The sequence below is a fragment of the Shewanella aegiceratis genome (assembly GCF_019457495.1).
Taxonomy (GTDB): Bacteria; Pseudomonadota; Gammaproteobacteria; order Enterobacterales; family Shewanellaceae; genus Shewanella; species Shewanella loihica.
This window is the reverse complement of sequence record NZ_CP080416.1, coordinates 2,063,608-2,089,139: the sequence shown is the minus strand read 5'-3', so window position 1 is coordinate 2,089,139 and position 25,532 is coordinate 2,063,608. Positions and strand designations below refer to the sequence as shown.

The following is a 25,532-nucleotide window of genomic DNA, read 5'->3' as shown; positions in this document are numbered from 1 at the left end:
TGATGAAGCTATAAGTACACAAAAAAAAAGAGGCCTCCTGGCCTCTTTCTTCATCTAAGCATTTCTCTGAATGAATTAAGCTTATCTAACCTTACGGTCTTCGCTCATCAGCTCGGCCATGCCATCGTAGACGGCCTCGACCACTTCATTGCTCACAGGACTATCTTCCTTATCTTTGAGGTAGATGCGAGTCTTAGAAGTGTCGCTCTTGTCTTGCTCAATCTGCAGACGATAAGAGCCCTCTTCCATCGGCAGCTTCTTATCGCTCCACAATGAACTCCAGAAGCCAGAATCGTCGCTCACATTGATATAGTAGAGTCCCTTGTTGCTATCCATATCGACGATCTCAAAGCCCAGCTCAGGCAGTACGATACGCAGACGGTCCCAGGTGCGGCTGTAGCTGGCATCGGCCAACCAGAAGCTTTGCTCTGGCGTCTCGTTTTCGGCAACGGCAGGCGCCTTAACCAGATCCACGTCGATACCCAGGCTCTCACGCAGGCGCTTGGCTTTTATCGCCTTGGCTCGCTTGACGCTCATGTAAGCGATGGTGTTGTTAAGCATATCTACCGTGTAGCGGCGCTTATCTTCACCAGTAAGCAGAATATCCTGCGCCTTACCATCGAAGCTCTCTTCGTGATCAATCAATTCGATAGCAAGGTTACCGCTACGGCCGTGAGGACGCACGTTGACGCTGAAACGATAGCGTTGACGCACCGAATACACTTCATCGGAGCCCCACAGAGATGAATCGATAACTTCTTGATTTTCAATCCAATCAGTTTCAATCACACCTGTATCTCTATCCTCTTTGAGGATCTTAATCTCGTGCTGACTAAAATATTCATCCAAGATGCTGAACAACTCGCTGCGCAGATCGATATCGTTATCGATAGACTCGACCACGATCTTGATGCTGTCGCTTGACTCCTCCACATGGGTACCTTCTGCCATCGGCAGTACCTGTAGCGGCGGACGAATGTCGAGTTTCTTGCCAACCAAGGTCTTGTCGACCTTACTGCCGACCTCAGGAATATCGAATTCGGTATTGTATTTCGGCTGATTCAATCCAGCTGGGATCACCAGTTTGGGCTGAGACGTCACATTGGCGTATTCGTCATCGCCATTAGCCTGGCGTCTGTCGATAGGCGTGCTGCAGGCCGTAACGGCGGCAACCAGTAGGATTGGGGTGACTTGCTTTAGCATCTAATTATTGAACCTCTATTCCGGCATTCTTCATCGCTTCTAGCAACAGACCATGATATTGCTCGGAAAGTTCCGTTAATGGCAAGCGAATATGTCCTTGGCTGATCAGCCCCATACGATGCGCCGCCCATTTCACAGGAATCGGATTGGCCTCGCAAAATAGCGCGCTGAACAGATCTTTCATTGGCGCCTCGGCCTTGAGGGCACCCTCGAGATCGCCCTTAAGGGCCGCATCGCACATCAGCTTGAACTGCTTAGGCACTATGTTGTTGGCCACAGAGATCACGCCATTACCACCGAGAGTCAGGAACTCACGGGCGGTGGCGTCATCACCGCTGTAGAGCATGAAGTCATCGCCACACAGCTCGCGCAGCCTAGCCACGCGGCTTAGATCGCCGGTCGCTTCCTTCACACCTATGATGTTTGGCACGTCGACCAACTGGGCAACGGTTTCGGGCAACATGTCCACCGAGGTACGGCCGGGCACGTTGTAGAGAATTTGTGGGATATCGGTTGCGGCCGCGACGGCGCTGTAATGGGCAACCAAGCCCTTAGGTGTCGGTTTGTTGTAGTAAGGCGTTACACCTAACATGGCGGCCACACCTAGGTTGGCCTGCGCCTTGGTCAGCTCGATCGCTTCGGCGGTGGCGTTTGCACCATTGCCACCTATCACTGGGACGCGTCCGGCGGCAAATTTTACCGTGTGGGCAACCACTTCAATATGTTCTGAAAGAGGTAAAGTGGCTGACTCGCCAGTCGTGCCGACGGCAACAATGGCGTCAGTACCCTGTTCAATATGGTACTCAACCAACTTCTCGAGACTTGCATAATCGACTGAGCCATCACGATTCATGGGCGTGATTAAGGCTACGATGCTTCCGTTTATCATGTGATTTCCCCAAGGATTCAGGACTGGCTATGGTACTGATGCTCACAGGTAAAAACAAGCATAAGTATCCCTAGATCACAGAGAATGATAACACCGCTCCCCATAGGTCAAATGTTTGACTCTTTATCACGACAGGGATCTCAAAACTGATAACTTGTGATAGCATAAGCCACCTAAAAAACGCCGACATTATTCAATCGACGCTTATTTGTACAACGAGTTACCAATCAATGGGGGAATTTCATGTCCAATCATCTGGTCGTTACCGCACTGGGTTCTGATCGTCCTGGTATCGTCAGTAAATTTGCCAGACTCGCAAGCGAATGCGATTGCGATATCGTCGATAGCCGTATGGCCCTCTTTGGTGGTGAGTTTACCTTGATCATGATGATTTCAGGCGCCTGGGCATCGATCACTAAGATGGAAGCCAGCCTCCCTGCTCTGAGTGTCGAGCTTGGGCTGCTAACGGTAATGAAACGCTGCTCACAGCACACACCGCCAAACTATGTGTCTCGCCTCGAAGTGACCTTCAACGGTAAAGACCAGCGCGGCACCATGAAGCGTATCACCCAGTTCCTGGCCGATCGTTCGCTGGATCTCGCCGCCGTACGCTCCCACGCCGAAGAAACCCCAGACGGTGAGCCGGTGCAGAATGTCTTCCTAACCATCAACGTGCCGGAAAAGGTCGATATCGAAAAACTCGAACAAAATATCGCCGCACTCGCCGAAGAGATGAACCTAAGCTGCCATATCGAACGTATGCAGGGTATCGAAACACAACCTAAGGATGATCTATGAAAACCTTAACCCAGGGCGATAAGGCCCCCGACTTTACCCTACAAAACCAAAATGATGAATCAGTTTCCCTTGCCGATTTTAAAGGCAAGAAAGTTCTCGTTTACTTTTACCCACGAGCCTCTACACCAGGTTGTACTGTTCAAGCTTGTGGGCTAAGGGACACTAAATCAGAGCTTGATGAACTGAACGTTGTGATTATTGGAATTAGCCCTGATACACCGAAGAAGCTCACAAACTTCACAAACAAACAGGAATTGAACTTCACCTTACTGGCGGACGAAGAGCATGCCGTATGCGAAGCTTATGGTGTTTGGCAACTCAAGAAATTCATGGGCCGTGAAAACATGGGCGTGGTACGCACCTCTTTCCTCATTGACGAAAGCGGCAACATCGAACATATCTTCAACAAGTTTAAAACCAAAGATCACCATGAAGTTGTCTTGAAATATATTCAAGAAAATAGCTAATGCTAGTTAGTCCTCGACAAAAAAAGCCGGCAATGCCGGCTTTTTTACTATCTAAAGATTCGTCAACGACTAGCTCAACAACCAATTAATCCACCAACCAATCAGCTTAACAGCCAATTAGCCCATCATGGCCTTAACATAAGGCCAAAGCAGCGCCGCCGCGATACTCCACATAGTCACGAAGATGAATCTGTCTAAGTAGCACCAGGCCTTTGGTTTTTTAAACAGCGGACTTAAGTACCTGGCGCCCAGGCTCAAGGCGAAGAACCACACGAATGATGCGAGCACGGCGCCGGCGCCAAACATATGCCTGTCTTGCTGCTCGAACTGAGTGCTGATGCTGCCCAGCAAGACCACGGTATCCAGATACAGATGGGGGTTAAGCAGGCTGATCCCCAGGGTGGTGAGCAGCGCCGCTCGCAGAGTGTCCGCCCCCTGTGTCGACTCGGTATCCAGTCCCTGAGCATTAAAGGACGCGCGCAGTGCCTGAGCGCCATAGACGAGCAAGAAGGCCGCTCCCCCAAGACTGGCGATATCCTTGATTAAGGGAAAAGCCAGGATCAGATGGCCAAGGCCCGCCACGCCTGCGGTGATCATCACGGCATCGATAAAAGAACACAGGGCAGCGATGGGCAAAGAGTGGGCGCGCTTTAAGCCCTGCTTTAATACGAAGGCATTTTGCGCCCCAACGGCGATGATCAGGCTGCCACCAACACCTATCCCCTGAATGAATGCTTGCACGAGAAAACTCCAAAATAACCACGACTAGAAAGAGAGGTCGCAAGCATAGCGAGCTTCTAGAAATAAACCCAACTAATAAATTTAATGTATCATTAGCTGAGCTTATAACCATGAAAAGTAGGAGCCTGGAGAATAGGATGCTGGATTACGCCCACCTGAAAGCCTTGAGCGTGGTGATCGCCGAAGGCGGCTTCGAGCGCGCTGCCAAGGCACTGTTTATCACCCAATCAGCCGTATCGCAACGCATCAAGGCGTTAGAGGAGAGAGTCGGCCAGACCCTGGTTATTCGCAGCAATCCGGTACAGGCGACCCCCATGGGCAAGCGTCTGCTCAGGCACTACGCCCAGGTAAGCCTGTTGGAGAGCGAACTCAGCGCGGAGATCGACGCCGACGATCCTTCACTGCCCACTGTGGTGAAGATAGCCGTGAATGCCGACAGCCTGGCCACCTGGTTTCTGCCCGCCCTCGCCGAGCTGTTTAAGCGCCACCGCTGGCTGCTGGAACTGATTGTCGACGATGAGTCTTACACTCACCATCTGCTGAAAAGCGGCGAGGCTGTAGGCTGCGTGACCACCACAGATGCGCCGCTTGCAGGCTGCTCCAGCGAGTACCTTGGCCAGATGGAGTACATTTGCGTCGCCACCCAGGACTTTATTCAGGAATATTTCGCCGATGGTGTAACGCCTAGCCGTCTGCGTCAGGCGCCGGCCGTGGTGTTCTCCACCAAAGATGAGCTGCATGAAAAGTTTTTAGGGGAGCATTTTGGCATTGAGCCTGAGCAATGGCGGGAGCATCAGATCCCCTCCTCCGAGAGCTTTCTGGAGGCGATATTGCTGGGCATGGGTTACGGCCTTGTGGGCCATCTTCAGGCCGAGCCATTGCTGCAAAGCGGCGCGTTAAAACTAATTGCCCCAGATTGCACCATGAAGGTGCCCCTCTACTGGCAACATTGGAACATCAAGGCCAAGCAGACCACACTTGTCTACCGCGCCCTGGCTGCGACGGCCAAGCAGGCGTTGAGATAAGCCACAAACACTTTCTGTGTATATTTGACACAAAAAAGGAGCCTAGCGGCTCCTTTAACGTTTAAATACAGATTAGTTTGCGCCCTGCTCGGCTTCAGTCTTAGGCTTTTCCTGCTCAGGCTTATCGGCTTTAGGCCAGGCATTAACCACCGCCTTCACCAAGGACGCGAGCGGAATGGCGAAGAAGACGCCCCAGACGCCCCAGAGTCCGCCGAAGACCAACACGGCCGCGATAATAAACACGGGATGGAGATCCACCGCATCGGAGAACAGTATCGGCACCAGCAGGTTACCATCCAGCGCCTGAATGATACCGTAGCCCAGCATCAGATAACCAAATTCCGGGCTTATCCCCCACTGGAAGAAGGCCACCAGGGCGATGGGCAGGGTCACCAGGGTCGCGCCCACATATGGGATCAACACGGAGAAGCCTGTCAACACACCAAGCAGCGCGGCGTAACGCAGATCCATGATGGCGAAGAAGATATAACTTGCGGCGCCTATGATGACTATCTCGATCACCTTGCCCCGAATGTAGTTAAAGATCTGCTGGTTCATCTCCAGCCACACCTTACGGGCCAAGTCGCGATTGGCTGGGATGAAACGCTTGCTGCCTCGAACCAGCTCATCTTTATCCTTGAGGAAGAAGAACACCAGCAGCGGCACTAAGATGGCGTAGACCATGAGCACCAAAAGTGATGCCGAGTAGCCGATCAACTGCTTACCCAGATCCAGTATGTGTTGGGTATCCAGCAGCTTCTTGAGCTCGCCCACCGAGGCATCGAGCTGTTCGACACTTAAAAACTGCGGATACTGCTCGACGAAGCCCTTGAGGGTGATGAAACCTTTATCCAGCATGGTGGGCAGATCCGTCACCAGAGCCACCCCCTGACGCCAGATGCTGGGCACCAGACCGAAGGTGATCAGCAGCATCACACCAACAAACAGCACAAGTACCAGAGAGGCCCCCGTGGTGCGGTTGATACCTATCTTGACCATCTGCGCCACCGGCCATTCGAGCAAAAATGCTAGCACCAGGGCGACCAGCAGGGGGGCCAGGAGTCCCCCGGCAAAATAGATGATCAGGGCGATCCCAAGCAATATCAGCATCAGGGTCACCGCCTGGGGATCACTAAATCTCTCTTTATACCAATTGGTAATGATTGAAAACATCTACTCTTCCTATTTAGAAACCAAGACCCGCCGCTCTGTAAATTAAGCGTTTAGGTCTGCAACATCGAGCATCATGAAAAATAATTAATCGGCGCCTCTGAAGCTAAAGACTCATTTCTCTCTAAAGGCGCGTTAGGGTCGATATCTAAAACTCCCCCAGGATAAAATTTAGTCGCCTCGGGTTATCGACAACACCAAGATCTCAGCATCGTTTTGTATTTCAACATATTGCCAGTTGGCCTTCTCAAGAAACCTGGGCACATCCTGGCGCGAACCACTGTCTCTAAGCTGTACCCGCAGCACATCACCACAGGGCAACTGCTTGAGCGCCATCTTTAGCTTAACTAAGGCCAGGGGACATCGGTAGTGGGTTAAGTCAATAAAAGTCATAATGATCTTGCTAAAGGCAAACTCGGGCTATTATCCTAAGTCTCCAGTGAAACCACAAGCGAACAATGATGGCGAACCGCTCGCCTCATGGGCCAGACAAACTGAACTAATTGGCTCAATTTGGTTCCAACAAAGCAGACCCAGTTATCTATAAACGCTAAGGATAAGTTTGAGTAAAGTTAACAAAGCAAAATCCCTGGTTGCCGGCGCCTTATCGATGGCACTGTTCTCTATCGCCCCCTTAGGCTTTGCCAACAACGATCTGCCGGATCTTGGCACCGCGGCGGTGAACACCTTCAGCCTGGAGAAAGAAAACAGCTACGGCGACGCCTATATGCGGGTGATCCGCTCATCGGCGCCCATGCTTAACGATCCCGTACTCAATCAATATCTGACCGAGCTGGGTAACCGCCTGGTGGCCCACGCGACAGGGGTAAAGACCCCCTTCTATTTCTTCCTGCTTAGAAACGATGAGATCAACGCCTTTGCCTTCTTCGGCGGCCATGTGGGGGTTCATACCGGCTTGTTCCTCAACGCCGATAACGAGAGCCAACTGGCCTCGGTATTAGGCCACGAGATCACCCACGTGACCCAGCGGCACCTGGCGCGTTCTCTCGAGGCCCAGCAGAAGAGTTCTCCGGCAACAATTGCAGGGCTGCTCGGCGCTATCTTACTCACCATTGCCGTACCTCAGGTGGGCATGGCCGCCATGGCGACCACCCAGGCCCTAGCGACTCAGGCGCAGATCAACTACACCCGCCTGCACGAGAAAGAGGCGGATCGAATCGGCATGCAGATCTTGGTCGACGCAGGCTTCGATCCTAACGGCGCGGCGGACTTCTTCTCTAAGCTGGCCACACGCTATCGTTTTACCACTAAGCCGCCGCAGATGTTGCTGACGCACCCCTTGCCCGAATCGCGAATTGCCGAGGCAAGAAACCGGGCGGCGCAATATCCCCACAGGTATGTGGCCGATAATCTGGATTTTCAGCTGGCCAAGGCGCGTATTCAGGTGCGCTTCTCTAGCTACAGCGAAGAGGCGGCGCTGGCGCTATTTAACGACCAGATAAGAAAGAACAGCTACCAATTTGAAGAGGCGGCCCTGTACGGTAAGGCGCTTGCCCTGCTGCGCGCCGAGAAGGCCAAGGAGTCTGAGGCCATCATAGACAAGCTGCTCGCCAAAGATCCCAATAACCTCTTCTATATCGACACTAAGACAGATCTCCTGCTGGAGCGCCATGAGCATCAACAGGCGATCGATCTACTGACCCGTGAGCGTAAGCTCAAACCCACCTCTCAGGTGATTAACATCAACCTGGCCAACGCGCTTATCGAAAATGGTAAGGCCAAACAGGCCATTCCTCTGCTGGAAGATATGATCTTCCTCGATAAGCAGAATCAATTGCCGCTGCAGCTGCTGAGCGACGCCTACAAGCAGACCGGCAACCGCGCCATGGAGCATTTTGTTAAGGCGGAGACAATGGCACTGGCGGCCGACTATGATGGCGCCATAGATCAGCTCAACTTTGCCTACCGGCTGTCGGAGAAAAATCCGCTGCAACTGGCTAAGATAGAGGCCAGGATCCGTCAGTTCAAACAATCGAAGAAACAACTCGAACTGCTTTAAAGCAATCACAAACTGCTTTAAACCAATAAAGGTGAGCCAAGGCCCTGTGACTCGGCTCACCTTTTGCAGTAGAATGGCGGCAAATTTCTAGATATGGATAGAACTGCCATGACGCAAGTAAGCATAATTCATAACCCTCGTTGCTCTAAAAGCCGCCAGACTCTGGCGCTGCTGGAAGAGAAAGCCTGCGATATCCAAGTGATCGAATACCTCAAGATACCACTGACCAAGGTGGAGATCCACAGCATCTTAGATAAGCTCGGCCTAGCGCCACGTGAGCTGATGCGCACCAAGGAAGAGGAATACAAGGCGTTGAACCTGGCCGACGTCACCGACGACGAGGCGCTTATTCAGGCCATGGTCGATACTCCTAAGCTGATCGAACGTCCTATTGTGCTGGCAAACGGTAAGGCGGCAATTGGTCGCCCCCCAGAAAACGTACTGGCCATTCTGTAAGGCTGAGAGTCGAAATGAGCTCAAAGACACTGTTTCAAATTAGCCGCGCTGCCTATGTGGCGCTGCTGCTGTTGATGACCGCCTGGTTTGGCAATCAGGGATTGACCGGACAATATTCGCTGATCTTCAGCCTGCTGTGGATCTTGCCCCTGCTGGCACCGCTTAAGGGGATCTTAACCGGTCAGCCCTACACCTATGCCTGGGCAAGTTTCATCATCTGCCTCTATATGTTGCATGGCCTGACCCTGCTCTATGTCACCGAGACGGCGCTGGTCTTCGCCATCTGCGAGGTGGCACTACTGAGCCTCTTAATGGTCACCTTGCCCTTCTACGCGCGCATTCGCGGTCGCGAATTGGGCCTGGGACTGAAGAAGCGCAAGAAATAGCTGGCTAGATAAACAGGCATCTAACGTAAAAAGGCACCGATAAGGTGCCTTTTTTGTGGTGAGTAGTTAACGACTTGATATCCTGATAGCTAAAATGCTGACCGTTAAAAGCGCTAGGAGACCAACGCGATTAAAACAAGCCCTACAGGCGCAGCATCTCTTTCACGAAAGGAATGGTGAGCTTACGCTGATGGACCAGTGATGCCTTGTCCAGGCGATCGAGCACATCGAACAGGGTACGCAGATCCCGCGCCAGACGATTGAGCAGGAAGCGCCCCACATCTTCCGGCAGCTGTAATCCGCGCATCGCAGCCCTGCGTTGCAGCGCCGCCAGTTTCTCCTCATCGGCCATAGGCTGTAGCTGATAGGTCAGCCCCCACTGCATACGAGACACCAGATCCGGCAGGGCAAATCCTGCATCGCTGGCCGTTGCACTGGCACTCACCACCAGGGCGCAGCGCTTATGTTCCGCCACCCGGTTATAAAGATCGAACAGCGCCTCCTCCCACAGAGGATGCCCCGCAATGGCATCGATATCATCGATGCAGACGAGATCTAACTGTTCCAGACCCTCTAGCAGTTCGGTGGAGATGCTGGCGTGTATGCCAAGCGGTAGATAGAAGCTACTACGATTGAGCTCATTGGCTCTGGCACAGGTGGCGTGCATCAGGTGGGTACGCCCTGCCTTGACCGGGCCCCATAGGTACACGGCCTTGTTGGCCCGCCCTTCGGCAGATGCCTGCAGGCTCTGGATCAGCTCGTCGTTACCGGCCGCGGGATAATAACTGTTAAAGGTCTCATCATCGGGCAGATAGACGGGTAAAGAAAGTTGTACCGGTGAATGGGGTGACACGTATAGGGATCTCGATCTTATCTTGTAACTGTATTGCCTGGGCGGCCTAATTTAGCACTCAGCATATTACCATTAGGCGCCCAGCTTACCTTAACGTCCTTGCCAAATATACTCGTGGCGTGGAGTCTGTGACGATGATAACGGATCCACCCTCTCATCGACACCCAGTTGCGACTGATTGTTGAGCTGATCCGGGCTATTTGATTGCTCCAGGCCGCGGATCTTAGGCTCCAGGCTGATCAAACGATATAGATCTTCTTCACTGCCAAAGAGTTGCAAGGAAAACTCGGCGGTGATCCCCTGCAGCTTAGTCAGAGACACAGACTTAACCGCACTGAGCTGATGCAGGTATTTCTCAATCTCCAGCAGCTGCTGACGGTCTGTTATCTCGACGAACGTCAGCTGAGTGCTGTTCGCCTCGCCGCTATCGGCAATGGCGTAGCGCTCCACATAATATTGACTGATCGCCTCGAAGATCGCCGTTACCGCCGCGTCCATATCGGTAACCTGAGCCGATTGTGTGGTCAAGGGGTTAAACAGCGGCTGCTCGCTATTTGCCGGGAAGAGGGACAACTGATAGCTCACCTGGCCATCTGGCTGATTATCCAGCGACACCATGGCAAAGTAGTCACTGCCATAACGCTGACTTGCCTTAGCCACGGTATCGGCAAACATACCACGCACGTCGGTGACGCTGATGGCCATAGAATCATCGAGATCCATCATAGGCAGTAGCATGGGCACGCTGCGCGTCTGCGACATATTGGCGATCAGGCTGCGACTCTCCAGCACAGAGGAGTCGTTAAGTAGCTCACGCTTGCCCTCGTTCTCCTGTGCCAGCCACAACAGCGTCAGTGGGCGCTGCTTGCCCCAAACGGGCAGCTGAGCCTGACGCAGTAGGCTGATGATCTTACTGTGGTCGAATGAAGCCTGCAGGAACTGCTCGCCGCCCTGCTCCTGGTAGCCAAACTGACGAATATAAGCGGTTGGTTCGGCAATGGCTTGGGCCACCAAAGGCGCGCTGAGGGCGGCGCGATCGCCGGTATTTTTCAATACTACCTCTTGCATCGCCTGGCTTAGCGCCTGATTCTTTACCTGCTGGCTGCGATCGGCGATCTTAATCGCACTTCTGTCCAGCTCGGTCACCTCGACGGCGGCAACATTCAGACTCGCGGCGCAAAACGTACCGGCAAGCACCACTGAAAAAAGACTCTTAAACATCCGTATCTATATCTATTCACGAATACAATGGCGGCAGTGTAACACATAAGCCTTGGCCATGCCTGTCTGCAAACGCCGTCAAATTCGCTTTTTTCTATGGCTTTAACGAGGCAAGCCGGAGAATGTGATCAAGTTAAGTGCAAATATGCTGGCAAGACGTTAACATTGTGCGGTTTAGCCATAAAAAGAGAATAACAATGAAACGTTTAGCAATCCCCCTACAGGGCGCGCAAATGCTGTTTGTCGCCTTTGGCGCCTTAGTATTGATGCCGCTGTTAACCGGGCTCGATACCAACGTCGCCCTCTTTACCGCCGGCATTGGCACCTTGCTCTTCCAGCTGGTGACCAAACGCCAAGTCCCCATCTTCCTCGCCTCCTCCTTCGCCTTCATCGCTCCCATCCTCTACGGTGTACAAACCTGGGGAATTCCCGCGACCATGGGCGGCCTGATGGCGGCAGGATGCGTCTATCTGGTGCTGGCCACCCTAGTGAAATTCAGAGGTGATGCTTTCATCAAGAGACTGCTGCCACCGGTAGTTGTGGGTCCAGTGATTATCGTGATCGGTCTGGGTCTGGCGCCTGTGGCCGTCAACATGGCGCTCGGTAAGAGCGGCGATGGTGGCCTGGTTCTGGTCGATCCGGAACATGCCCTGATCATCTCCCTCGCCTCGCTGCTGACCACCATAGCGGTGGCTATCTTTGCCAAGGGTATCGTTAAGCTAATGCCAATCTTGGCTGGCATCATAGTGGGTTACGGTCTTAGCCTCTTCTTCGGCGTAGTCGATTTTGCCCCGGTCGCCCAGGCAAGCTGGTTGGCCATGCCAAACTTTGTCGCACCTGAATTTAACTGGCACGCCATCGCCTTCATGATCCCCGTGGCCATCGCCCCAGCGGTCGAGCATATCGGCGACATACTAGCGATCTCAAACGTCACAGGTAAAGACTATATGAAGAAGCCTGGCCTGCACCGCACCCTGAGCGGTGACGGAATCGCGACCATAGCAGCATCGGCGCTTGGCGGACCACCAAACACCACCTACTCAGAGGTAACTGGCGCGGTGACGCTGACCAAGGCCTTCAACCCAGCCATCATGACCTGGACCGCCATCACCGCCATTCTGCTGGCCTTTATCGGCAAGCTCGGCGCGCTCATGCAGACCATCCCCGTACCTGTGATGGGCGGCATCATGTGTTTGCTGTTCGGCTCAATCGCCGCCGTCGGTCTGAACTCACTGATCAAGAATCACGTGGATCTTAGCGAGCCAAGGAACCTCTGCATCGTTGGCGTGACTCTGGTCTTTGGTATCGGCGGCATGGCATTTGGTATCGGCTCTTTCAGCCTCACCGGGATCAGCCTTTGCGGTATTGTGGCCATCACCATGAACCTCCTGCTGCCCGAGACCCACGCCCGTCAGGAGCAGGAAGTCGCCTAAGGATCTTTGGACAGTCAAAATGCTTGATGCATGGATTTTAGACACAAAAAAGCCCTTCATTTGAAGGGCTTTTTCTTATCGGATAGGAAGGATTCACCTTCCGCTTGGCTCAATTAAGATTAAGCCTCACCCTCTTGATCAGCATATTTGGCCGCAGTATCGGCGATCAGTGTCTGTAGCTCACCCTTCTGATACATCTCGGTCAGGATGTCGCAACCACCAATCAGCTCGCCTTCAACCCAAAGCTGTGGGAAGGTTGGCCAGTTTGCATATTTAGGCAGCTCGGCACGGATATCGGGATGCTGCAAAATATCAACATAGGCAAATTGAGCACCGCAGTTAATCATGATCTGCGCCACTTGCGAAGAAAATCCACAGCTAGGTAGCTTAGGAGACCCTTTCATGTAAACGATGATAGGATTTTCAGCGATTTGCTGTTTGATTTTTTCTACAGTTTCGTTTGTGTCCATCTTCTTTCCTAAATTTTGCAGCAAAGCTACGTCAACAAATTTAGCCTATTGTACGCTAGGTTCACAGATAACGAAAACCTACTTTTTTCAGGGTTATTCACTGAGTTAGGTTATCGATTGAATTAATCTAAAAAATCAAACAAACAATGATTCACATCACAACTTTATCAGGTAGAATGTGCCTCTGTGAGCAAACCTAAAAAGACAATTGAATGTCAATGGAGAAAAAACATGGCTTTTGAATTACCAGCACTGCCTTATGCGAAGAACGCACTCGAGCCCCATATTTCCCAGGAAACCATCGAGTATCACTATGGTAAGCATCACAACACCTATGTAGTGAAACTAAATGGTCTTGTTGAAGGTACTGAACTTGCCGAAAAGAGCCTAGAAGAGATCGTTAAGACTTCTACTGGCGGCATCTTCAACAACGCAGCTCAAATCTGGAACCACACTTTCTACTGGAACTGTCTAGCACCTAACGCTGGCGGCGCAGCAACTGGCGACATCGCCGCAGCTATCGACGCAGCCTTCGGTTCTTTCGATGCATTCAAGGCACAGTTCACCGATGCAGCCGTTAACAACTTCGGTAGCGCTTGGACGTGGTTAGTGAAGAAAGCTGACGGTAGCCTGGCCATCGTTAACACTAGCAACGCTGCTACCCCACTGACTGACGAAGGTGTTACACCACTTCTGACTGTTGACGTTTGGGAGCACGCTTACTACATCGATTACCGTAACGTACGTCCTGACTACATGGCGGCGTTCTGGAACCTGGTTAACTGGGAATTCGTTAACAGCAACTTCGCTGCTTAATCTAATTCAACCGGATTTGAAAAGGAGCCTCCCGGCTCCTTTTTTATTGCCCGGCAAAAACCTTAGCCCCTTACGCTAACCCAGGCTAGCAACACGTTTCAAGCAACTTAAACGAGTTAAGTTCATTGCTAAATAACCGATATCGCCCGCACATTACCCACTCAAGAATGCACTCAAATACACACTCAACTTCTGTTGAAAATGATCTCTCAAATTCGATGGATCATCACCGCTCTTACTCTCCACTCCTCCACAACTAAGCAGCCGCTAAGCCCTGTAAGCAAACTAGCCTAATCAGGCTGCTACAGTTGCAATAATTGCATTTGCAACTGTTTGTCATTGTTTTTATTGTCTTTTTTGATACCCAGATCTCGTTTAGAGACTATTATTAGTAGTAGGTCACTGATTTTCAGTTGTCCCTTAAGACATATCGTTGGCTTTTCAGGGGGTGGAACATGGGCATTTTCGAGCATTATCAACAGCGCTATGAAAAAAAATTAGACGAAGAGTATTCACTGCAAGAGTTTTTGGCTATCTGTAAAGAAGACAGGATCGCCTACGCATCGGCGGCCGAGCGACTGCTTGCGGCTATCGGTAAGCCGGAGGTCATAGACACCTCTAAAGATCCGATCCTTAGCCGCATCTTCTCCAACAGGCTTATCTCTCGCTATCCCGCCTTTAAAGATTTTTACGGCATGGAAGACTCTATCGAGCAGATCGTCGCCTACCTCAAACACTCGGCCCAGGGACTGGAAGAGTCGAAACAGATCCTCTATCTCCTCGGACCTGTGGGCGGCGGTAAGTCCTCCCTGGCCGAGAAACTAAAGTCATTGATGCAGAAAGTGCCCATCTATGTGCTGAGCGCCAATGGCCAACGCAGCCCAGTCAACGACCATCCCTTCTGTCTGTTCAATCCGGAGGAGGATGGGGAGCTGCTTAAGAACGAATACAACATACCCGAGCGCTACCTCAAGACCATAATGTCGCCATGGGCGGTGAAGCGCCTACATGAGTTTGGCGGCGATATCTCCCAGTTCAAGGTGGTCAAGGTGTTCCCCGCCATCCTGGATCAGATTGGGATAGCTAAGACAGAGCCAGGCGATGAGAACAATCAGGATATCTCATCGCTCGTCGGTAAGGTGGATATCCGTCAGCTGGAACACTATGCCCAGCATGACGCCGATGCCTACTCCTACTCGGGCGCCCTGTGCCGTGCCAACCAAGGCCTGATGGAGTTCGTTGAGATGTTTAAGGCGCCGATCAAGGTGCTGCACCCCTTGCTGACCGCCACCCAGGAGGGTAACTACAACGGCACCGAAGGCCTGTCGGCCCTGCCCTTCAACGGCATCATTCTGGCGCACTCCAACGAGTCGGAATGGACCACATTTAGAAACAACAAGACCAACGAGGCCTTCTTAGATAGGGTCTACATAGTCAAGGTGCCCTATTGTCTCAGGGTGTCAGAAGAGATCCAGATCTACGAGAAACTGCTCACCAACTCAGAGCTGGCTCAGGCGCCATGCGCGCCTTATACCCTAGAGACGCTGGCCCAGTTTAGTGTGTTGTCGCGCATCAAGGCGCCGGAAAACTCTTCCATCTACTCTAAGATGCGAGTCTATGATGGCGAGAGCCTGAAAGATACCGATCCTAAGGCCAAGTCTTATCAGGAGTATCGCGACTATGCCGGTGTGGATGAAGGGATGCAGGGGCTCTCTACCCGCTTCGCCTTTAAGATCCTCTCTAAGGTGTTTAACTTCGATCACAGCGAGATCGCCGCCAACCCTGTGCACCTCTTCTATGTGCTGGAACGCCAAATCGAGCAGGAACAGTTCCCAGCCGAGACGGCCGAGCGCTATATGGAGTTCCTAAAAGGCTATCTCACCCCTAAATATATCGAGTTCATCGGTAAAGAGATCCAGACCGCCTACCTGGAATCCTATTCGGAATATGGCCAGAACATCTTCGACCGCTATGTCACCTACGCCGATTTTTGGATCCAGGATCAGGAGTACCGGGACCCAGAGACGGGCCAGCTGTTCGATCGCGCCGCACTCAACGCCGAGCTTGAGAAGATAGAGAAACCTGCGGGGATCAGTAACCCGAAAGACTTCCGCAACGAGATCGTTAACTTCGTACTGCGCGCCAGGGCCAACAACGAAGGCTCTAACCCGCTGTGGACCAGCTACGAGAAACTGCGTACCGTCATCGAGAAGAAGATGTTCTCCAACACGGAAGATCTGCTGCCGGTTATCTCATTCAATACCAAGACCTCGACAGACGATCAGCGTAAGCACGACGATTTCGTCAATCGCATGATGGAGAAAGGCTACACCAAGAAACAGGTCAGACTCCTGTCTGAGTGGTATTTACGGGTTCGTAAATCATCTTGATACCCGTACACGGGGAGCTTGCTCCCCGCTAGTCTTGGGAGGTGCGCATGGCTAATTTTATCGATAGAAGATTGAATACTAAGGGAAAGAGTACAGTCAATCGTCAACGTTTTATCAACCGCTATAAGCAACAGATCAAAAAGGCCGTCAGTGACGCCGTGACCCGGCGCAGCGTGACCGACATAGATAAAGGCGAGAAGATCAGCATCCCTACCCGGGATATCAGCGAGCCCACCTTTCATCAGGGACAAGGGGGCATGCGCGAGCGGGTGCATCCGGGTAACGATCAGTTCTCCCGCGGCGATAAGGTAGAGCGTCCGCCCCAGGGCGGTGGACAAGGCAGCGGCCAAGGGGATGCGTCTAACTCAGGCGAGGGCCAGGACGATTTCGTATTTCAGATCTCCAAAGATGAATATTTGGAGCTGCTGTTTGAAGATCTCGAACTCCCCAACCTGCAGCGCAATCGCCTCAACAAACTGGTGGAGTATCAAACCTATCGCGCCGGTTTTACCAATGATGGCGTGCCCGCCAACATTAACATCATTCGCTCGCTACGCTCATCCCTGGCACGGCGGATCGCCATGTCATCCTCGAAGAAGGCGCTGCTGAAAGAGCTAAAAGCAGAGCTGGAGGCCCTAGAGCAGACTCCCGGTTCGGAGGCGGAGAAGATCATCGCCCTGAAGGAGCAGATAGCAGAGCTTGAGGCCAAGATTGCCAAGGTGCCCTTTATCGACACCTTCGATCTCAGGTACAACAATTTCGCCAAACGTGAGGTACCCTCGAGCCAGGCAGTGATGTTCTGCCTCATGGATGTGTCTGGCTCTATGGATCAGGCCACCAAAGATATGGCCAAACGCTTCTATATCCTGCTCTATCTGTTTCTCACCCGTACCTATAAGAATCTTGAGGTGGTCTACATTCGGCACCACACCCAGGCCAAAGAAGTGGATGAGCACGAGTTTTTCTACTCCCAGGAAACCGGCGGCACCATAGTCTCCAGTGCGCTCAAGCTGATGCATGAGATCCAGCGTGAGCGCTATCCAGAGAGCGAGTGGAACATCTATGCGGCCCAGGCATCGGATGGCGACAACTGGGCCGATGACTCCCCTACCTGCCGTCAGATCCTCGAGCGTAAGTTGCTGCCCGTGGTGCGTTACTTTAGCTATATCGAGATCACCAACCGCGCCCATCAAACCCTGTGGCGCGAATACGAAGGACTACAGAAGACTCACGATAATATTGCAGTTCAGCACATTAAACAGGCCGAGGACATTTACCCTGTATTTAGAGAACTGTTTAAGAAACAAGCTGTTTAGGGGGCCTTATGAGTTCAAAAAAGAAGCGCACTGTATTAGATGACGGCCCGGACTGGACCTTCGAGCTGTTGGAATCTTATCTCACCGAGATAGAGCGGGTAGCGGATCACTACCGTCTGGATACTTATAAGAACCAGATTGAGGTGATCACCGCCGAGCAGATGATGGATGCCTATGCGGGGATCGGCATGCCCATTGGCTACACCCATTGGTCCTTTGGTAAGAAGTTTATCGAAACCGAGCAAGGCTATAAGCGTGGCCAAATGGGGCTGGCCTACGAGATAGTGATCAACTCAGATCCCTGTATCGCCTACCTGATGGAGGAGAACACCATTACCATGCAGGCGCTGGTGATGGCGCACGCCTGTTTCGGCCACAACAGCTTTTTTAAGAGCAACTATCTGTTTAAGACCTGGACCGACGCCAGCTCTATTATCGATTATCTGGTGTTTGCCAAAAACTATGTAAGAGAGTGTGAAGAGCGCTATGGTGAGGAACAGGTAGAGTTAGTACTGGACTCTTGCCACGCCCTGATGAACTACGGCGTCGATCGCTACAAGCGCCCCAGCGAGATCTCACTCAAAGAGGAAAAGGTACGCCAGAAAGAACGTGAGGCCTACCTGCAGAGCCAGGTGAACGATCTTTGGCGCACCATCCCCTTGACGCCGGACACCCAAAAGCAGCAGAGCGCCCCCAATTTTCCCGCCGAGCCCCAGGAGAATATCCTCTACTTCATCGAGAAGAATGCCCCCCTGCTCGAACCTTGGCAGCGGGAGATAGTGCGGATCGTGCGTAAGATGGGACAGTATTTCTACCCACAGAGGCAGACCCAGGTGATGAACGAAGGCTGGGCCACCTTTTGGCACTACATGATTCTCAACCACCTCTACGACGAGGGGCTGGTCTCCGACCGCTTCATGATAGAGTTTTTAAAAAACCACACCAATGTGATCGCCCAGCCGAGCTATAACAGCCCCTACTACTCAGGCATCAACCCCTATGCCTTGGGCTTTAACATGTTTGTCGACATCCGCCGCATCTGCGAGTCGCCCACCGAAGAGGATAAACGTTGGTTTCCCGATATCGCCGGCAGAAACTGGCTCGATACCCTGCACTTCGCCATGGAAAACTTTAAAGACGAGAGCTTTATCAGCCAATATATGTCGCCTAACATCATTCGCCAGTTCAAGTTTTTCAGTATCCTGGACGATGACAAGAAAAACTATCTCAGTATTTCGGCGATCCATGACGATCTGGGTTACCAGGAGATCCGCCAAACACTGTCCCAGCAGTACAATCTGTCTAACCTTGAACCCAACATTCAGGTGCAGAGCGTTGCCATCTCTGGCGATCGCTCGTTGACGCTGCGCTACATCCCCATCAATCGCATTCCATTGGATAAGAGCTGCCAGCAAGTGGTCAAACACCTGCACAGGCTCTGGGGCTTCAATGTCACCTTGGAAGAGATTAACGATCAAGGCGAGCCTATAGTGATTGCCAGCTGCCCGGAAAAACTCTCGGAATCTGATCCTGCGGCATAGAGGGATAGGAAAAGAAGGGAATGGGTAAATAGGGATACAGGAAATAGAGGCATAAAAAAAGCGCCACTAAGGCGCTTTTTTATTTCAGATCCGCTATTAAGCGAATTTGAAATCCACGTGCTCGATCATAGGCTTGAACGCGTGACGTTGCATAGCTTGAACACGAACTTTAACTTCTTTACCGTCTAGAACGATAGTGATGTCGCTGTTGTAGAAATCATCGTTAGTTTGGATGTTGATGATTGAACGGTGTTCGAATTCGATAGAAACAGCTTCTTTGCCCGCACCATAGATAACTGCAGGAACTTTACCAGCATGACGTAGGCGGCGGCTCGAACCTTTCCCAATTTCAGTGCGGGTTTGTGCGGTAATTGTGTAAGACATAATTTACTCACTTAAATCAATAGTAATATAGGTGGTCATCGCTTTCGACCAACAATGACCTCATTTAAAGCGAGCGAATACTAGCACAGTGATCCGGCTTTAACAAACCTTAAGTGAGCCAAAGCCGGCGTTTAGCTTACCAGGTACGGATGGGGCCGGTATCCACGTGGACAAAGCCTGAGCTTGGGTAATAACCAACACCGCCGAGTTTTAGAGAGATCGCCGCATCACGCAGATCTTTAAGATTAACGTCAGGCAGCGCGATATCCATTGCCATCCCCTTCATATGATAACTCTTCTTCGCCACCCCAGAGCTGCGACTGGCCAGCATCTGATTGGTCTTAGGCGAGCGATACCCAGAGATCACATGAAAATCTTCATCAACCTGTAGGGTCTGCTTCAGCGAAAAAAGCAGATCGAATAGACGCTTATCCATGGGCGCCGTCTCGTTTTGACGATGATCCCGCAACAGGTGATTAAAATCATTCAAAGTATTTGTTTGATAATCACCATCGATCCAATAGCTTCCCTGCCCCCGTTCTCCTGTATGCCTATTGTAAAACCCTAGGGATCTTACTCCTTGTGTCGAGCGACTCGCTCGCGCTTTAGACGGCACCATAGAAAACATTGCTACACCACCTAGGCCTAATAACAACTGCCTACGCGCAGGACAAACTATCGTCACATCAACACCACCGTTTACTTTTTAACCAAAACAGCGGACAAATTAACCTTAATTTAGAGGGAGATCAAGTGTTACTTTTTGCCAGAGGCCAGACAAACACTGGGCTAGCGGCTATTTAGCGGCGTGCAAACTCAGACTAATATTTTGATTCTTTTTGTATATGTCATCTCTAAACTGGGCAACATTGTCGCCATCCAGCCAGGAGGTCCAATACACCAGATGGATAGGCAGGCCCGCATCGAAGGCAAACCACTGGGTCTTATCACGCTCGATTTGCATACGTACCCAGGTCTGCTTGTCACGCACCAAGTGGGAAGCCATCCAGTTGGCTAACTGCTCAACCTTTTCAATCCGAATACAACCCGATGAGAGCGCCCTGTCGCTGCGCTGGAACAACGCCTTATCTGAGGTATCGTGTAGATAGACGCTGTATTCGTTGGGAAAGAAGAACTTGTAGCGTCCCAAGGTATTTCCAACCCCAGGCTTTTGCACCAGGCGATAGGGAAACTTACCCTTGGCGATGTCGCGCCATTCATCGTCACTCTTGATAACCCGCTCTCCCTGATAGTCAAACACCTCGAAATTGCGACTGCTGATGTAGCTCCCATCCTCTCTCACCTTGGGCAGGAGATCATGGGTCAACAAGCGCCGCGGCACCCGCCAGCTGGGATTAAGCACCAGATTCTTTATCTCGCCGCTGATGATAGGCGTCTGGCGATAAGGCTTACCGACGATCACCTTAGACTTGAGCGCCACCTGATTATCATCCACCAGCCACATCTCATAGGCGGGGATATTAATAAGCAGATAGCGCTCCCCTATGTCAGCCAGATACTCGGCCCGGCGGATAAAGTTGACCGCCAAGAGCTGAGCACGCTCTCTGGGAGTGCGATTAAGCCAACTAAGGGTTGCGGGGCCTATGATGGCATCTGGCTTAAGGCCATGGCGGGTCTGGAATTTGATCATGGCCGCTTTTAACGTCTCATCGAAATAGAGGCCACTGGTATCCCCTTGGGGATAATCTCCCAAGGCGTGAAGGCGCACTCTTATTTCTGGAATGATTCGATGACTGTCGCCGGGCTTTAGCCAGCCCTGGGACTCGAGTGGCAACCAGGACTCATGGCGTGCCAACCAAAGAAGATAGCGCACGCGATTACTCAGCATCAGATAATCGGCTACCTGGGGCTCGCTTGCGATAACGCTGGTATAGGGATCGTCAGGCGCCGAAGGAAACTCGCCGGTCGCTATGCCTTGGCGCTGCCAAAACTGAGCGGCGGCCTGGGCTATGGTATAGAGCCTTGCAGGGGAGAGCGCTCCTTCCGCGCTAAGCTGCTCACGGTAGCGCTCAAACTCGCTGGAGGCACTGGCAAGGTGGATCACTTCCACCTGATCGAGCAACGCCTGATTTGCCGCAGCGAGACGCTCATCGGCAACGCCTAAGCATGACCAACACAGCAGAAGCAATATGAAAATGCGTCTCAAAGCCATAAAAACCTCCTTGGATAATTATGGCTCATAGTTGACAGGGCAACCTAGGCGACTAAAGACGGATTTTTTATAAGCTAATGCCCGGTCCTAACAAACCAGGCATGTTGAAAAAGAAGGCTAGGACGCGAGTTAGCTGAGGGTCGAACGTGTGATTAAGGTTTTACCCGTGCCTGGATAGTACCTTAACTGCCAGTTTTCACTGCCTTTTGCTCTGTTGTCGCGAATATAGTTAAAGTAACAATAGGTGTTGCTATTACTGATCTCACCACCAGAGAACCAGTAGATGATATCGTTACTGCCACCAAACGACGCATTATCATGTGGCGCCAGCTGGTAGTCGTTATTATCTAACAAGCCTTCCCAAAGTTGACGACAAAACTCCCCTTGCAGCAGGGTACCATTGTTTCCACTTGTCTGGGTTGTCTGCCCCAGCGGGTAGCCTGTGGTGGTCGAATCGATAGTACCATCACCAAAGCAGGCGAGATCCACCACATGACCACTCGCCCCTGAAGCCGCCCAGCAGCTGTGATAGAGAGATACACCCGAGGTAAAAGCGGCAAACGCTCCCTTGGCCGCGCTGTCGTGGGCATCCTGGCCCACAGAGATAAACCTTGGCAAGGCAACCACGGCCAGTATCGACAACACGACAATCACCACCACTAACTCAATCAGGGTAAATCCGTTAACTCTACGCATCTGAATTCAAGACCTTAATAAGCATTACATAAAAAAATGCAGTAAAACGATTCTTCAAATAATTGTATTACGCCTATAGCAAAATCCCAGCCGGCAAATGTGCAAAATGCGATAGGCACATGATTTTTATTAATTAAATTGAATATTTTTAGTGAACAAACAAAAAGGCCCCAACTTACGTTGAGGCCTTTTTGTCATCAATTAATGGTACCCGAGGCCGGACTTGAACCGGCACGCTGTTACCAGCGAGGGATTTTAAATCCCTTGTGTCTACCAATTCCACCACTCGGGCAAAGTGTGTTCTACCGCATATTTGCACTAAAACATAAAGTGGAGGCGCGACCCGGAGTCGAACCGAGATCGACGGATTTGCAATCCGCAGCATAGCCATTCTGCCATCGCGCCTTAGGTTAAGATTGGAGCGACATATCGGGTTCGAACCGATGACCTATACCTTGGCAAGGTATCGCTCTACCAACTGAGCTAATGTCGCTTACTTCATCTTATTCCGCGTCAGAGTCTTAACAAGCTTTCCCCTGACTGCGGATTGGCATTCTACCGATTTACCCTCAAGTGTCAACGCCCTATTTCACCTTAATGCACTGTTTGAACACTAAGTGATCGCATTGCATTTTAATTGTTCGATTCGTCTGTGAGATCCGCCCAGGCCGCCATAATGTAGCTCACCATGGACCAAAACGTCAGGATAGCCGCCACGTAAAACAGTGCCATCGCCGTGTAAGTTAGAAACTCGTTAGGCTTCCAGATAAGGCCTATGATGGCCACCATCTGCGCCGCCGTCTTATACTTGCCTATCCAGGACACGGCAACCGCACCGCGCTTGCCGATCTCGGCCATCCATTCACGCAGTGCTGAGATCACTATCTCGCGGCCAATCATAAACAGCGCCGGCAGGGTCAGCCAGATACTCTTATATTCTGCCACCAAGAGCACCAACGCCGTGGTCACCATGATCTTGTCGGCGACAGGATCTAAGAATGCACCGAAACGGGTCGATTGCTGTAATTTTCGCGCCGCGTAGCCATCTAATGCGTCAGTCACCGCCGCCAGCCAAAATACGAAGGCAGCCGCAAAGGGTGACCAAGTGTAAGGCACATAAAAAAGAACTACAAAAACAGGTAGTAATATTAATCTAAAAAATGTGAGAGCTATCGGTACATTAAACGGCATGTGAAAACCAATTATCTAAAAGCAGCGCCAATCTTGCCTTAATTTTCTCACCCTCGCAACGCATCATGTATTGTTTGTGCCATTTCTAGGCTAATGCCCGGCACTTTAGACAATTGCGCTACGCTGGCCCCCTTAACCTGCTGTAAACCACCTAAGTATTGCAACAACGCCTTACGACGCTTAGGCCCCACCCCAGGGATAGACTCGAGCGACGAGGTATTACGGGTCTTCTGACGTTTGTTGCGGTGGCCGGTTATCGCGAAACGGTGTGACTCGTCGCGAATATGTTGGATCAGATGCAGCGCGCCGGAATCTGCCGGTAAGCTAAAGGCCACCTCGTTCTCGCCATAGATGAGGGTTTCGAGTCCAGGCTTGCGCCCCTCCCCCTTGGCGATACCGATGAGTGTCGGCGCCACATCCAGGTGAGCAAACTTTTCATTTACCACCTTCTGGGCGATCCTCAGCTGTCCCATGCCGCCGTCGATAAAGAGGATGTCGGGGATCTTGCCGTCTGCCTCTATCTTATCGAACCGGCGACCGATCGCCTGTTTCATCGCCGCGTAATCGTCCCCCGGAGTGATCCCAGAGATATTATAGCGGCGATATTCCCCCTTGCTCGGCCCTTCGCGATTAAACACCACACAGGAAGCCACAGTACTCTCCCCCATGGTATGACTGATATCGAAGCATTCCATGCGATTGATCGCCTGACTCTGCTCCAGCGCCTCCTCTAGCAACAGGAAACGCTCCTCGACGGTATTTTGGTGGGACAGACGTGTCTCTACCGCATTCTTGGCGTTAGCATCGGCGATACGCAGGAAACTCGCGCGTTCGCTGCGCACCTTGGTCTTGATCAACAGGCGTCTATTGGAGGCCTGGGCGATCGCCTCCTCCAGCTCATGAATATCTTCAAACTCGTGGCTGACCACTATCTCTCTCGGCAGGGTGCGCTGGCTGTCGACATTCAGATAAAACTGTAACATGAAGGCGCGCAGCACCTCGCTGACCTCAGTCTCGTCCGGCACGCTAGGATAATAGCTGCGACTGCCGAAGATCTTACCGTTCCGAATAAACAGCAGATGGAAACAGGCGATGCCCGAGGCGTAGTAGGCGCCAATCACATCCATGTCGCCTGAGTCGCTGGACACCTCCTGCTGCTCGGCGACGCGGCGAAGCGCACTGATCTGGTCGCGATAGCGGGCGGCATCCTCATAATTGAGGTCCATAGCCGCCTGCTCCATCTTGCCCACCAGGGTGGCGATCACCTGTTGGTCCTTGCCCCGCAGAAACAGGCTCGCCAGCTTTACCTGCTCGGCGTAATCTTCATCGCTTATCTTACCCACACAGGGGGCGCTGCAGCGGGCGATCTGGTACTGCAAACAGGGGCGGGAGCGCGCCTTATAATAAAGATCGTCACACTGACGGATAGGAAACAGCTTCTGCATCAGATGCAGGCTTTCACGCACCGCGCCGCCATTGGGATAGGGACCGAAATAGTGCCCCTTCTCCCGCTGAGGCCCACGGTGATAGGCAAGCCTTGGATGACGATGGCCGCTCAGGAAAATATAGGGATAAGACTTATCGTCTCGAAGCAGTACATTGTATCTGGGCATGTACTGTTTGATGTAATCGTTTTCCAGAATAAGCGCGTCGGTCTCGCTGGGGGTCAGAGTCACATCGATATTAGCGATGTGAGACACCAAGGCCTGAGTCTTTACATTGGGCAGATTACGTCTGAAATAGGAGCTGAGGCGCTTCTTGAGATCTTTGGCCTTGCCCACATAGATAACGACCCCCTGTGCATCGTACATGCGATAAACGCCGGCAGAGGAGGAAACGGTTTTTAAAAACTGGGTCGCATTAAAGCTATCTGTCACATCGAGGCCATAAAAG

The 25,532-nt window shown here is 51.8% G+C and carries 25 protein-coding genes and 3 tRNA genes; 11 read left to right on the top strand and 17 right to left on the bottom strand.

Translation table 11 applies throughout. From position 1 onward, the window contains the following. Positions 1-81: 81 nt before the first annotated feature. On the bottom strand, positions 82-1,203 hold the full coding sequence (gene bamC / locus K0H80_RS09400) for an NlpB/DapX family lipoprotein (protein WP_220073788.1): 1,122 nt from the start codon (positions 1,201-1,203) through the stop codon (positions 82-84). A 4-nt stretch (positions 1,204-1,207) separates the two neighbouring features. Further along, the gene (gene dapA / locus K0H80_RS09395) at positions 1,208-2,092 is read right to left on the bottom strand and encodes a 4-hydroxy-tetrahydrodipicolinate synthase (RefSeq protein ID WP_011865646.1); all 885 of its coding nucleotides are present in this window, start codon (positions 2,090-2,092) and stop codon (positions 1,208-1,210) included. Between the two features lie 243 nt (positions 2,093-2,335). Here dapA and K0H80_RS09390 point away from each other — a divergent pair, with 243 nt between their 5' ends. Both K0H80_RS09390 and bcp read left to right on the top strand, forming a co-directional pair. Then, positions 2,336-2,890 carry a glycine cleavage system transcriptional repressor gene (locus K0H80_RS09390; protein ID WP_011865645.1) on the top strand — a complete coding sequence of 185 codons (555 nt, stop codon included), beginning with the start codon at positions 2,336-2,338 and terminating at the stop codon, positions 2,888-2,890. Continuing rightward, the gene (gene bcp, locus K0H80_RS09385; protein WP_011865644.1) at positions 2,887-3,357 is read left to right on the top strand and encodes a thioredoxin-dependent thiol peroxidase; all 471 of its coding nucleotides are present in this window, start codon (positions 2,887-2,889) and stop codon (positions 3,355-3,357) included. Before K0H80_RS09390 ends, bcp begins: the two co-directional genes overlap by 4 nt. 117 nt (positions 3,358-3,474) lie before the next feature. Here bcp and K0H80_RS09380 read toward each other — a convergent pair whose 3' ends face one another. Further along, the gene (locus tag K0H80_RS09380; RefSeq protein ID WP_220045078.1) at positions 3,475-4,098 is read right to left on the bottom strand and encodes a LysE/ArgO family amino acid transporter; all 624 of its coding nucleotides are present in this window, start codon (positions 4,096-4,098) and stop codon (positions 3,475-3,477) included. Positions 4,099-4,235: 137 nt separating this feature from the next. Between K0H80_RS09380 and K0H80_RS09375 the strand changes: the two genes are divergently transcribed. Next, a complete protein-coding gene (locus K0H80_RS09375; RefSeq protein WP_220073787.1) occupies positions 4,236-5,123 on the top strand; it encodes a LysR family transcriptional regulator ArgP in 888 nt (295 codons plus the stop codon). 72 nt (positions 5,124-5,195) lie between these two features. Here K0H80_RS09375 and K0H80_RS09370 read toward each other — a convergent pair whose 3' ends face one another. Further along, positions 5,196-6,296 carry an AI-2E family transporter gene (locus K0H80_RS09370; RefSeq protein ID WP_220073786.1) on the bottom strand — a complete coding sequence of 367 codons (1,101 nt, stop codon included), beginning with the start codon at positions 6,294-6,296 and terminating at the stop codon, positions 5,196-5,198. 168 nt (positions 6,297-6,464) lie between these two features. Continuing rightward, a complete protein-coding gene (locus tag K0H80_RS09365) occupies positions 6,465-6,686 on the bottom strand; it encodes a sulfurtransferase TusA family protein (protein ID WP_220073785.1) in 222 nt (73 codons plus the stop codon). A 169-nt stretch (positions 6,687-6,855) separates the two neighbouring features. Here K0H80_RS09365 and bepA point away from each other — a divergent pair, with 169 nt between their 5' ends. From bepA to K0H80_RS09350, 3 genes are all read left to right on the top strand, one after another. Continuing rightward, a complete protein-coding gene (gene bepA, locus K0H80_RS09360) occupies positions 6,856-8,313 on the top strand; it encodes a beta-barrel assembly-enhancing protease (RefSeq protein ID WP_491572523.1) in 1,458 nt (485 codons plus the stop codon). 108 nt (positions 8,314-8,421) lie between these two features. After that, the gene (gene arsC / locus K0H80_RS09355; protein WP_220073784.1) at positions 8,422-8,769 is read left to right on the top strand and encodes an arsenate reductase (glutaredoxin); all 348 of its coding nucleotides are present in this window, start codon (positions 8,422-8,424) and stop codon (positions 8,767-8,769) included. Between the two features lie 14 nt (positions 8,770-8,783). Beyond that, positions 8,784-9,155, top strand: a complete 372-nt coding sequence (locus K0H80_RS09350) for a DUF2069 domain-containing protein (protein WP_220058297.1) — start codon at positions 8,784-8,786, stop codon at positions 9,153-9,155. 142 nt (positions 9,156-9,297) lie between these two features. On the opposite strand, the gene hda is transcribed toward K0H80_RS09350, so the two are convergent. Together hda and K0H80_RS09340 are read right to left on the bottom strand one after the other, a co-directional pair. Further along, positions 9,298-10,008, bottom strand: a complete 711-nt coding sequence (gene hda / locus K0H80_RS09345; protein WP_220045073.1) for a DnaA inactivator Hda — start codon at positions 10,006-10,008, stop codon at positions 9,298-9,300. A 90-nt stretch (positions 10,009-10,098) separates the two neighbouring features. Continuing rightward, positions 10,099-11,229: a DUF2066 domain-containing protein gene (locus tag K0H80_RS09340; protein WP_220073783.1), complete on the bottom strand. Its 1,131-nt coding sequence runs from the start codon at positions 11,227-11,229 to the stop codon at positions 10,099-10,101. Positions 11,230-11,426: 197 nt separating this feature from the next. Here K0H80_RS09340 and K0H80_RS09335 point away from each other — a divergent pair, with 197 nt between their 5' ends. Next, positions 11,427-12,662 carry a uracil-xanthine permease family protein gene (locus K0H80_RS09335; protein WP_011865634.1) on the top strand — a complete coding sequence of 412 codons (1,236 nt, stop codon included), beginning with the start codon at positions 11,427-11,429 and terminating at the stop codon, positions 12,660-12,662. 119 nt (positions 12,663-12,781) lie between these two features. Here the strand turns inward: K0H80_RS09335 and K0H80_RS09330 are convergent, their stop codons facing one another. Next, positions 12,782-13,132, bottom strand: coding sequence for a Grx4 family monothiol glutaredoxin (locus K0H80_RS09330; protein WP_011865633.1), 351 nt, complete (start codon positions 13,130-13,132; stop codon positions 12,782-12,784). A 231-nt stretch (positions 13,133-13,363) separates the two neighbouring features. Here K0H80_RS09330 and sodB point away from each other — a divergent pair, with 231 nt between their 5' ends. The 4 genes from sodB to K0H80_RS09310 all read left to right on the top strand — a co-directional run bounded on the left by sodB (position 13,364) and on the right by K0H80_RS09310 (position 19,195). Next, positions 13,364-13,948 (top strand): superoxide dismutase [Fe], encoded by a 585-nt coding sequence (sodB, locus tag K0H80_RS09325; protein WP_011865632.1) that lies wholly within the window; start codon positions 13,364-13,366, stop codon positions 13,946-13,948. Between the two features lie 455 nt (positions 13,949-14,403). Next, positions 14,404-16,338: a PrkA family serine protein kinase gene (locus K0H80_RS09320; RefSeq protein WP_220073782.1), complete on the top strand. Its 1,935-nt coding sequence runs from the start codon at positions 14,404-14,406 to the stop codon at positions 16,336-16,338. Between the two features lie 47 nt (positions 16,339-16,385). Continuing rightward, entirely contained in the window at positions 16,386-17,654 is a 1,269-nt protein-coding gene (locus K0H80_RS09315) for a YeaH/YhbH family protein (RefSeq protein WP_144199091.1), read from the top strand. A gap of 8 nt (positions 17,655-17,662) precedes the next feature. Further along, positions 17,663-19,195 carry a SpoVR family protein gene (locus K0H80_RS09310; protein WP_220073781.1) on the top strand — a complete coding sequence of 511 codons (1,533 nt, stop codon included), beginning with the start codon at positions 17,663-17,665 and terminating at the stop codon, positions 19,193-19,195. 96 nt (positions 19,196-19,291) lie between these two features. Here the strand turns inward: K0H80_RS09310 and rplY are convergent, their stop codons facing one another. The 9 genes from rplY to uvrC form a co-directional block, all read right to left on the bottom strand. Further along, positions 19,292-19,579 carry a 50S ribosomal protein L25 gene (gene rplY / locus K0H80_RS09305; RefSeq protein ID WP_011865628.1) on the bottom strand — a complete coding sequence of 96 codons (288 nt, stop codon included), beginning with the start codon at positions 19,577-19,579 and terminating at the stop codon, positions 19,292-19,294. 136 nt (positions 19,580-19,715) lie between these two features. Then, positions 19,716-20,264, bottom strand: coding sequence for a peptidoglycan L,D-endopeptidase MepK (mepK, locus tag K0H80_RS09300; protein ID WP_220045070.1), 549 nt, complete (start codon positions 20,262-20,264; stop codon positions 19,716-19,718). Between the two features lie 111 nt (positions 20,265-20,375). Beyond that, positions 20,376-21,752, bottom strand: coding sequence for a L,D-transpeptidase family protein (locus K0H80_RS09295; protein ID WP_220073780.1), 1,377 nt, complete (start codon positions 21,750-21,752; stop codon positions 20,376-20,378). Between the two features lie 129 nt (positions 21,753-21,881). Beyond that, positions 21,882-22,448: a prepilin-type N-terminal cleavage/methylation domain-containing protein gene (locus K0H80_RS09290; RefSeq protein WP_220073779.1), complete on the bottom strand. Its 567-nt coding sequence runs from the start codon at positions 22,446-22,448 to the stop codon at positions 21,882-21,884. A gap of 205 nt (positions 22,449-22,653) precedes the next feature. Next, a tRNA-Leu gene (locus K0H80_RS09285) sits at positions 22,654-22,740 on the bottom strand. Positions 22,741-22,779: 39 nt separating this feature from the next. After that, positions 22,780-22,853: transfer RNA gene (locus K0H80_RS09280), tRNA-Cys, on the bottom strand. Between the two features lie 12 nt (positions 22,854-22,865). Then, positions 22,866-22,941, bottom strand: a tRNA-Gly gene (locus K0H80_RS09275). Between the two features lie 140 nt (positions 22,942-23,081). Next, a complete protein-coding gene (gene pgsA / locus K0H80_RS09270) occupies positions 23,082-23,639 on the bottom strand; it encodes a CDP-diacylglycerol--glycerol-3-phosphate 3-phosphatidyltransferase (RefSeq protein WP_011865624.1) in 558 nt (185 codons plus the stop codon). Between the two features lie 47 nt (positions 23,640-23,686). Beyond that, the gene (gene uvrC, locus K0H80_RS09265) at positions 23,687-25,516 is read right to left on the bottom strand and encodes an excinuclease ABC subunit UvrC (protein WP_220073778.1); all 1,830 of its coding nucleotides are present in this window, start codon (positions 25,514-25,516) and stop codon (positions 23,687-23,689) included. Between the last annotated feature and the right edge of the window lie 16 nt (positions 25,517-25,532).

What these genes read in the sequence shown, in the direction of transcription:
- K0H80_RS09390 (WP_011865645.1), top strand. Translation starts at nt 2,336, where the DNA reads ATGTCCAATCATCTGGTCGTTACCGCACTGGGTTCTGATCGTCCTGGT.
- sodB (WP_011865632.1), top strand. Translation starts at nt 13,364, where the DNA reads ATGGCTTTTGAATTACCAGCACTGCCTTATGCGAAGAACGCACTCGAG.
- pgsA (WP_011865624.1), bottom strand. Translation starts at nt 23,639, where the DNA reads ATGCCGTTTAATGTACCGATAGCTCTCACATTTTTTAGATTAATATTA.
- K0H80_RS09315 (WP_144199091.1), top strand. Translation starts at nt 16,386, where the DNA reads ATGGCTAATTTTATCGATAGAAGATTGAATACTAAGGGAAAGAGTACA.
- K0H80_RS09320 (WP_220073782.1), top strand. Translation starts at nt 14,404, where the DNA reads ATGGGCATTTTCGAGCATTATCAACAGCGCTATGAAAAAAAATTAGAC.
- K0H80_RS09295 (WP_220073780.1), bottom strand. Translation starts at nt 21,752, where the DNA reads ATGGCTTTGAGACGCATTTTCATATTGCTTCTGCTGTGTTGGTCATGC.
- K0H80_RS09290 (WP_220073779.1), bottom strand. Translation starts at nt 22,448, where the DNA reads ATGCGTAGAGTTAACGGATTTACCCTGATTGAGTTAGTGGTGGTGATT.
- K0H80_RS09365 (WP_220073785.1), bottom strand. Translation starts at nt 6,686, where the DNA reads ATGACTTTTATTGACTTAACCCACTACCGATGTCCCCTGGCCTTAGTT.
- bcp (WP_011865644.1), top strand. Translation starts at nt 2,887, where the DNA reads ATGAAAACCTTAACCCAGGGCGATAAGGCCCCCGACTTTACCCTACAA.
- K0H80_RS09350 (WP_220058297.1), top strand. Translation starts at nt 8,784, where the DNA reads ATGAGCTCAAAGACACTGTTTCAAATTAGCCGCGCTGCCTATGTGGCG.
- K0H80_RS09375 (WP_220073787.1), top strand. Translation starts at nt 4,236, where the DNA reads ATGCTGGATTACGCCCACCTGAAAGCCTTGAGCGTGGTGATCGCCGAA.
- dapA (WP_011865646.1), bottom strand. Translation starts at nt 2,092, where the DNA reads ATGATAAACGGAAGCATCGTAGCCTTAATCACGCCCATGAATCGTGAT.
- rplY (WP_011865628.1), bottom strand. Translation starts at nt 19,579, where the DNA reads ATGTCTTACACAATTACCGCACAAACCCGCACTGAAATTGGGAAAGGT.
- K0H80_RS09310 (WP_220073781.1), top strand. Translation starts at nt 17,663, where the DNA reads ATGAGTTCAAAAAAGAAGCGCACTGTATTAGATGACGGCCCGGACTGG.
- K0H80_RS09330 (WP_011865633.1), bottom strand. Translation starts at nt 13,132, where the DNA reads ATGGACACAAACGAAACTGTAGAAAAAATCAAACAGCAAATCGCTGAA.
- K0H80_RS09340 (WP_220073783.1), bottom strand. Translation starts at nt 11,229, where the DNA reads ATGTTTAAGAGTCTTTTTTCAGTGGTGCTTGCCGGTACGTTTTGCGCC.
- bamC (WP_220073788.1), bottom strand. Translation starts at nt 1,203, where the DNA reads ATGCTAAAGCAAGTCACCCCAATCCTACTGGTTGCCGCCGTTACGGCC.
- K0H80_RS09335 (WP_011865634.1), top strand. Translation starts at nt 11,427, where the DNA reads ATGAAACGTTTAGCAATCCCCCTACAGGGCGCGCAAATGCTGTTTGTC.
- K0H80_RS09370 (WP_220073786.1), bottom strand. Translation starts at nt 6,296, where the DNA reads ATGTTTTCAATCATTACCAATTGGTATAAAGAGAGATTTAGTGATCCC.
- arsC (WP_220073784.1), top strand. Translation starts at nt 8,422, where the DNA reads ATGACGCAAGTAAGCATAATTCATAACCCTCGTTGCTCTAAAAGCCGC.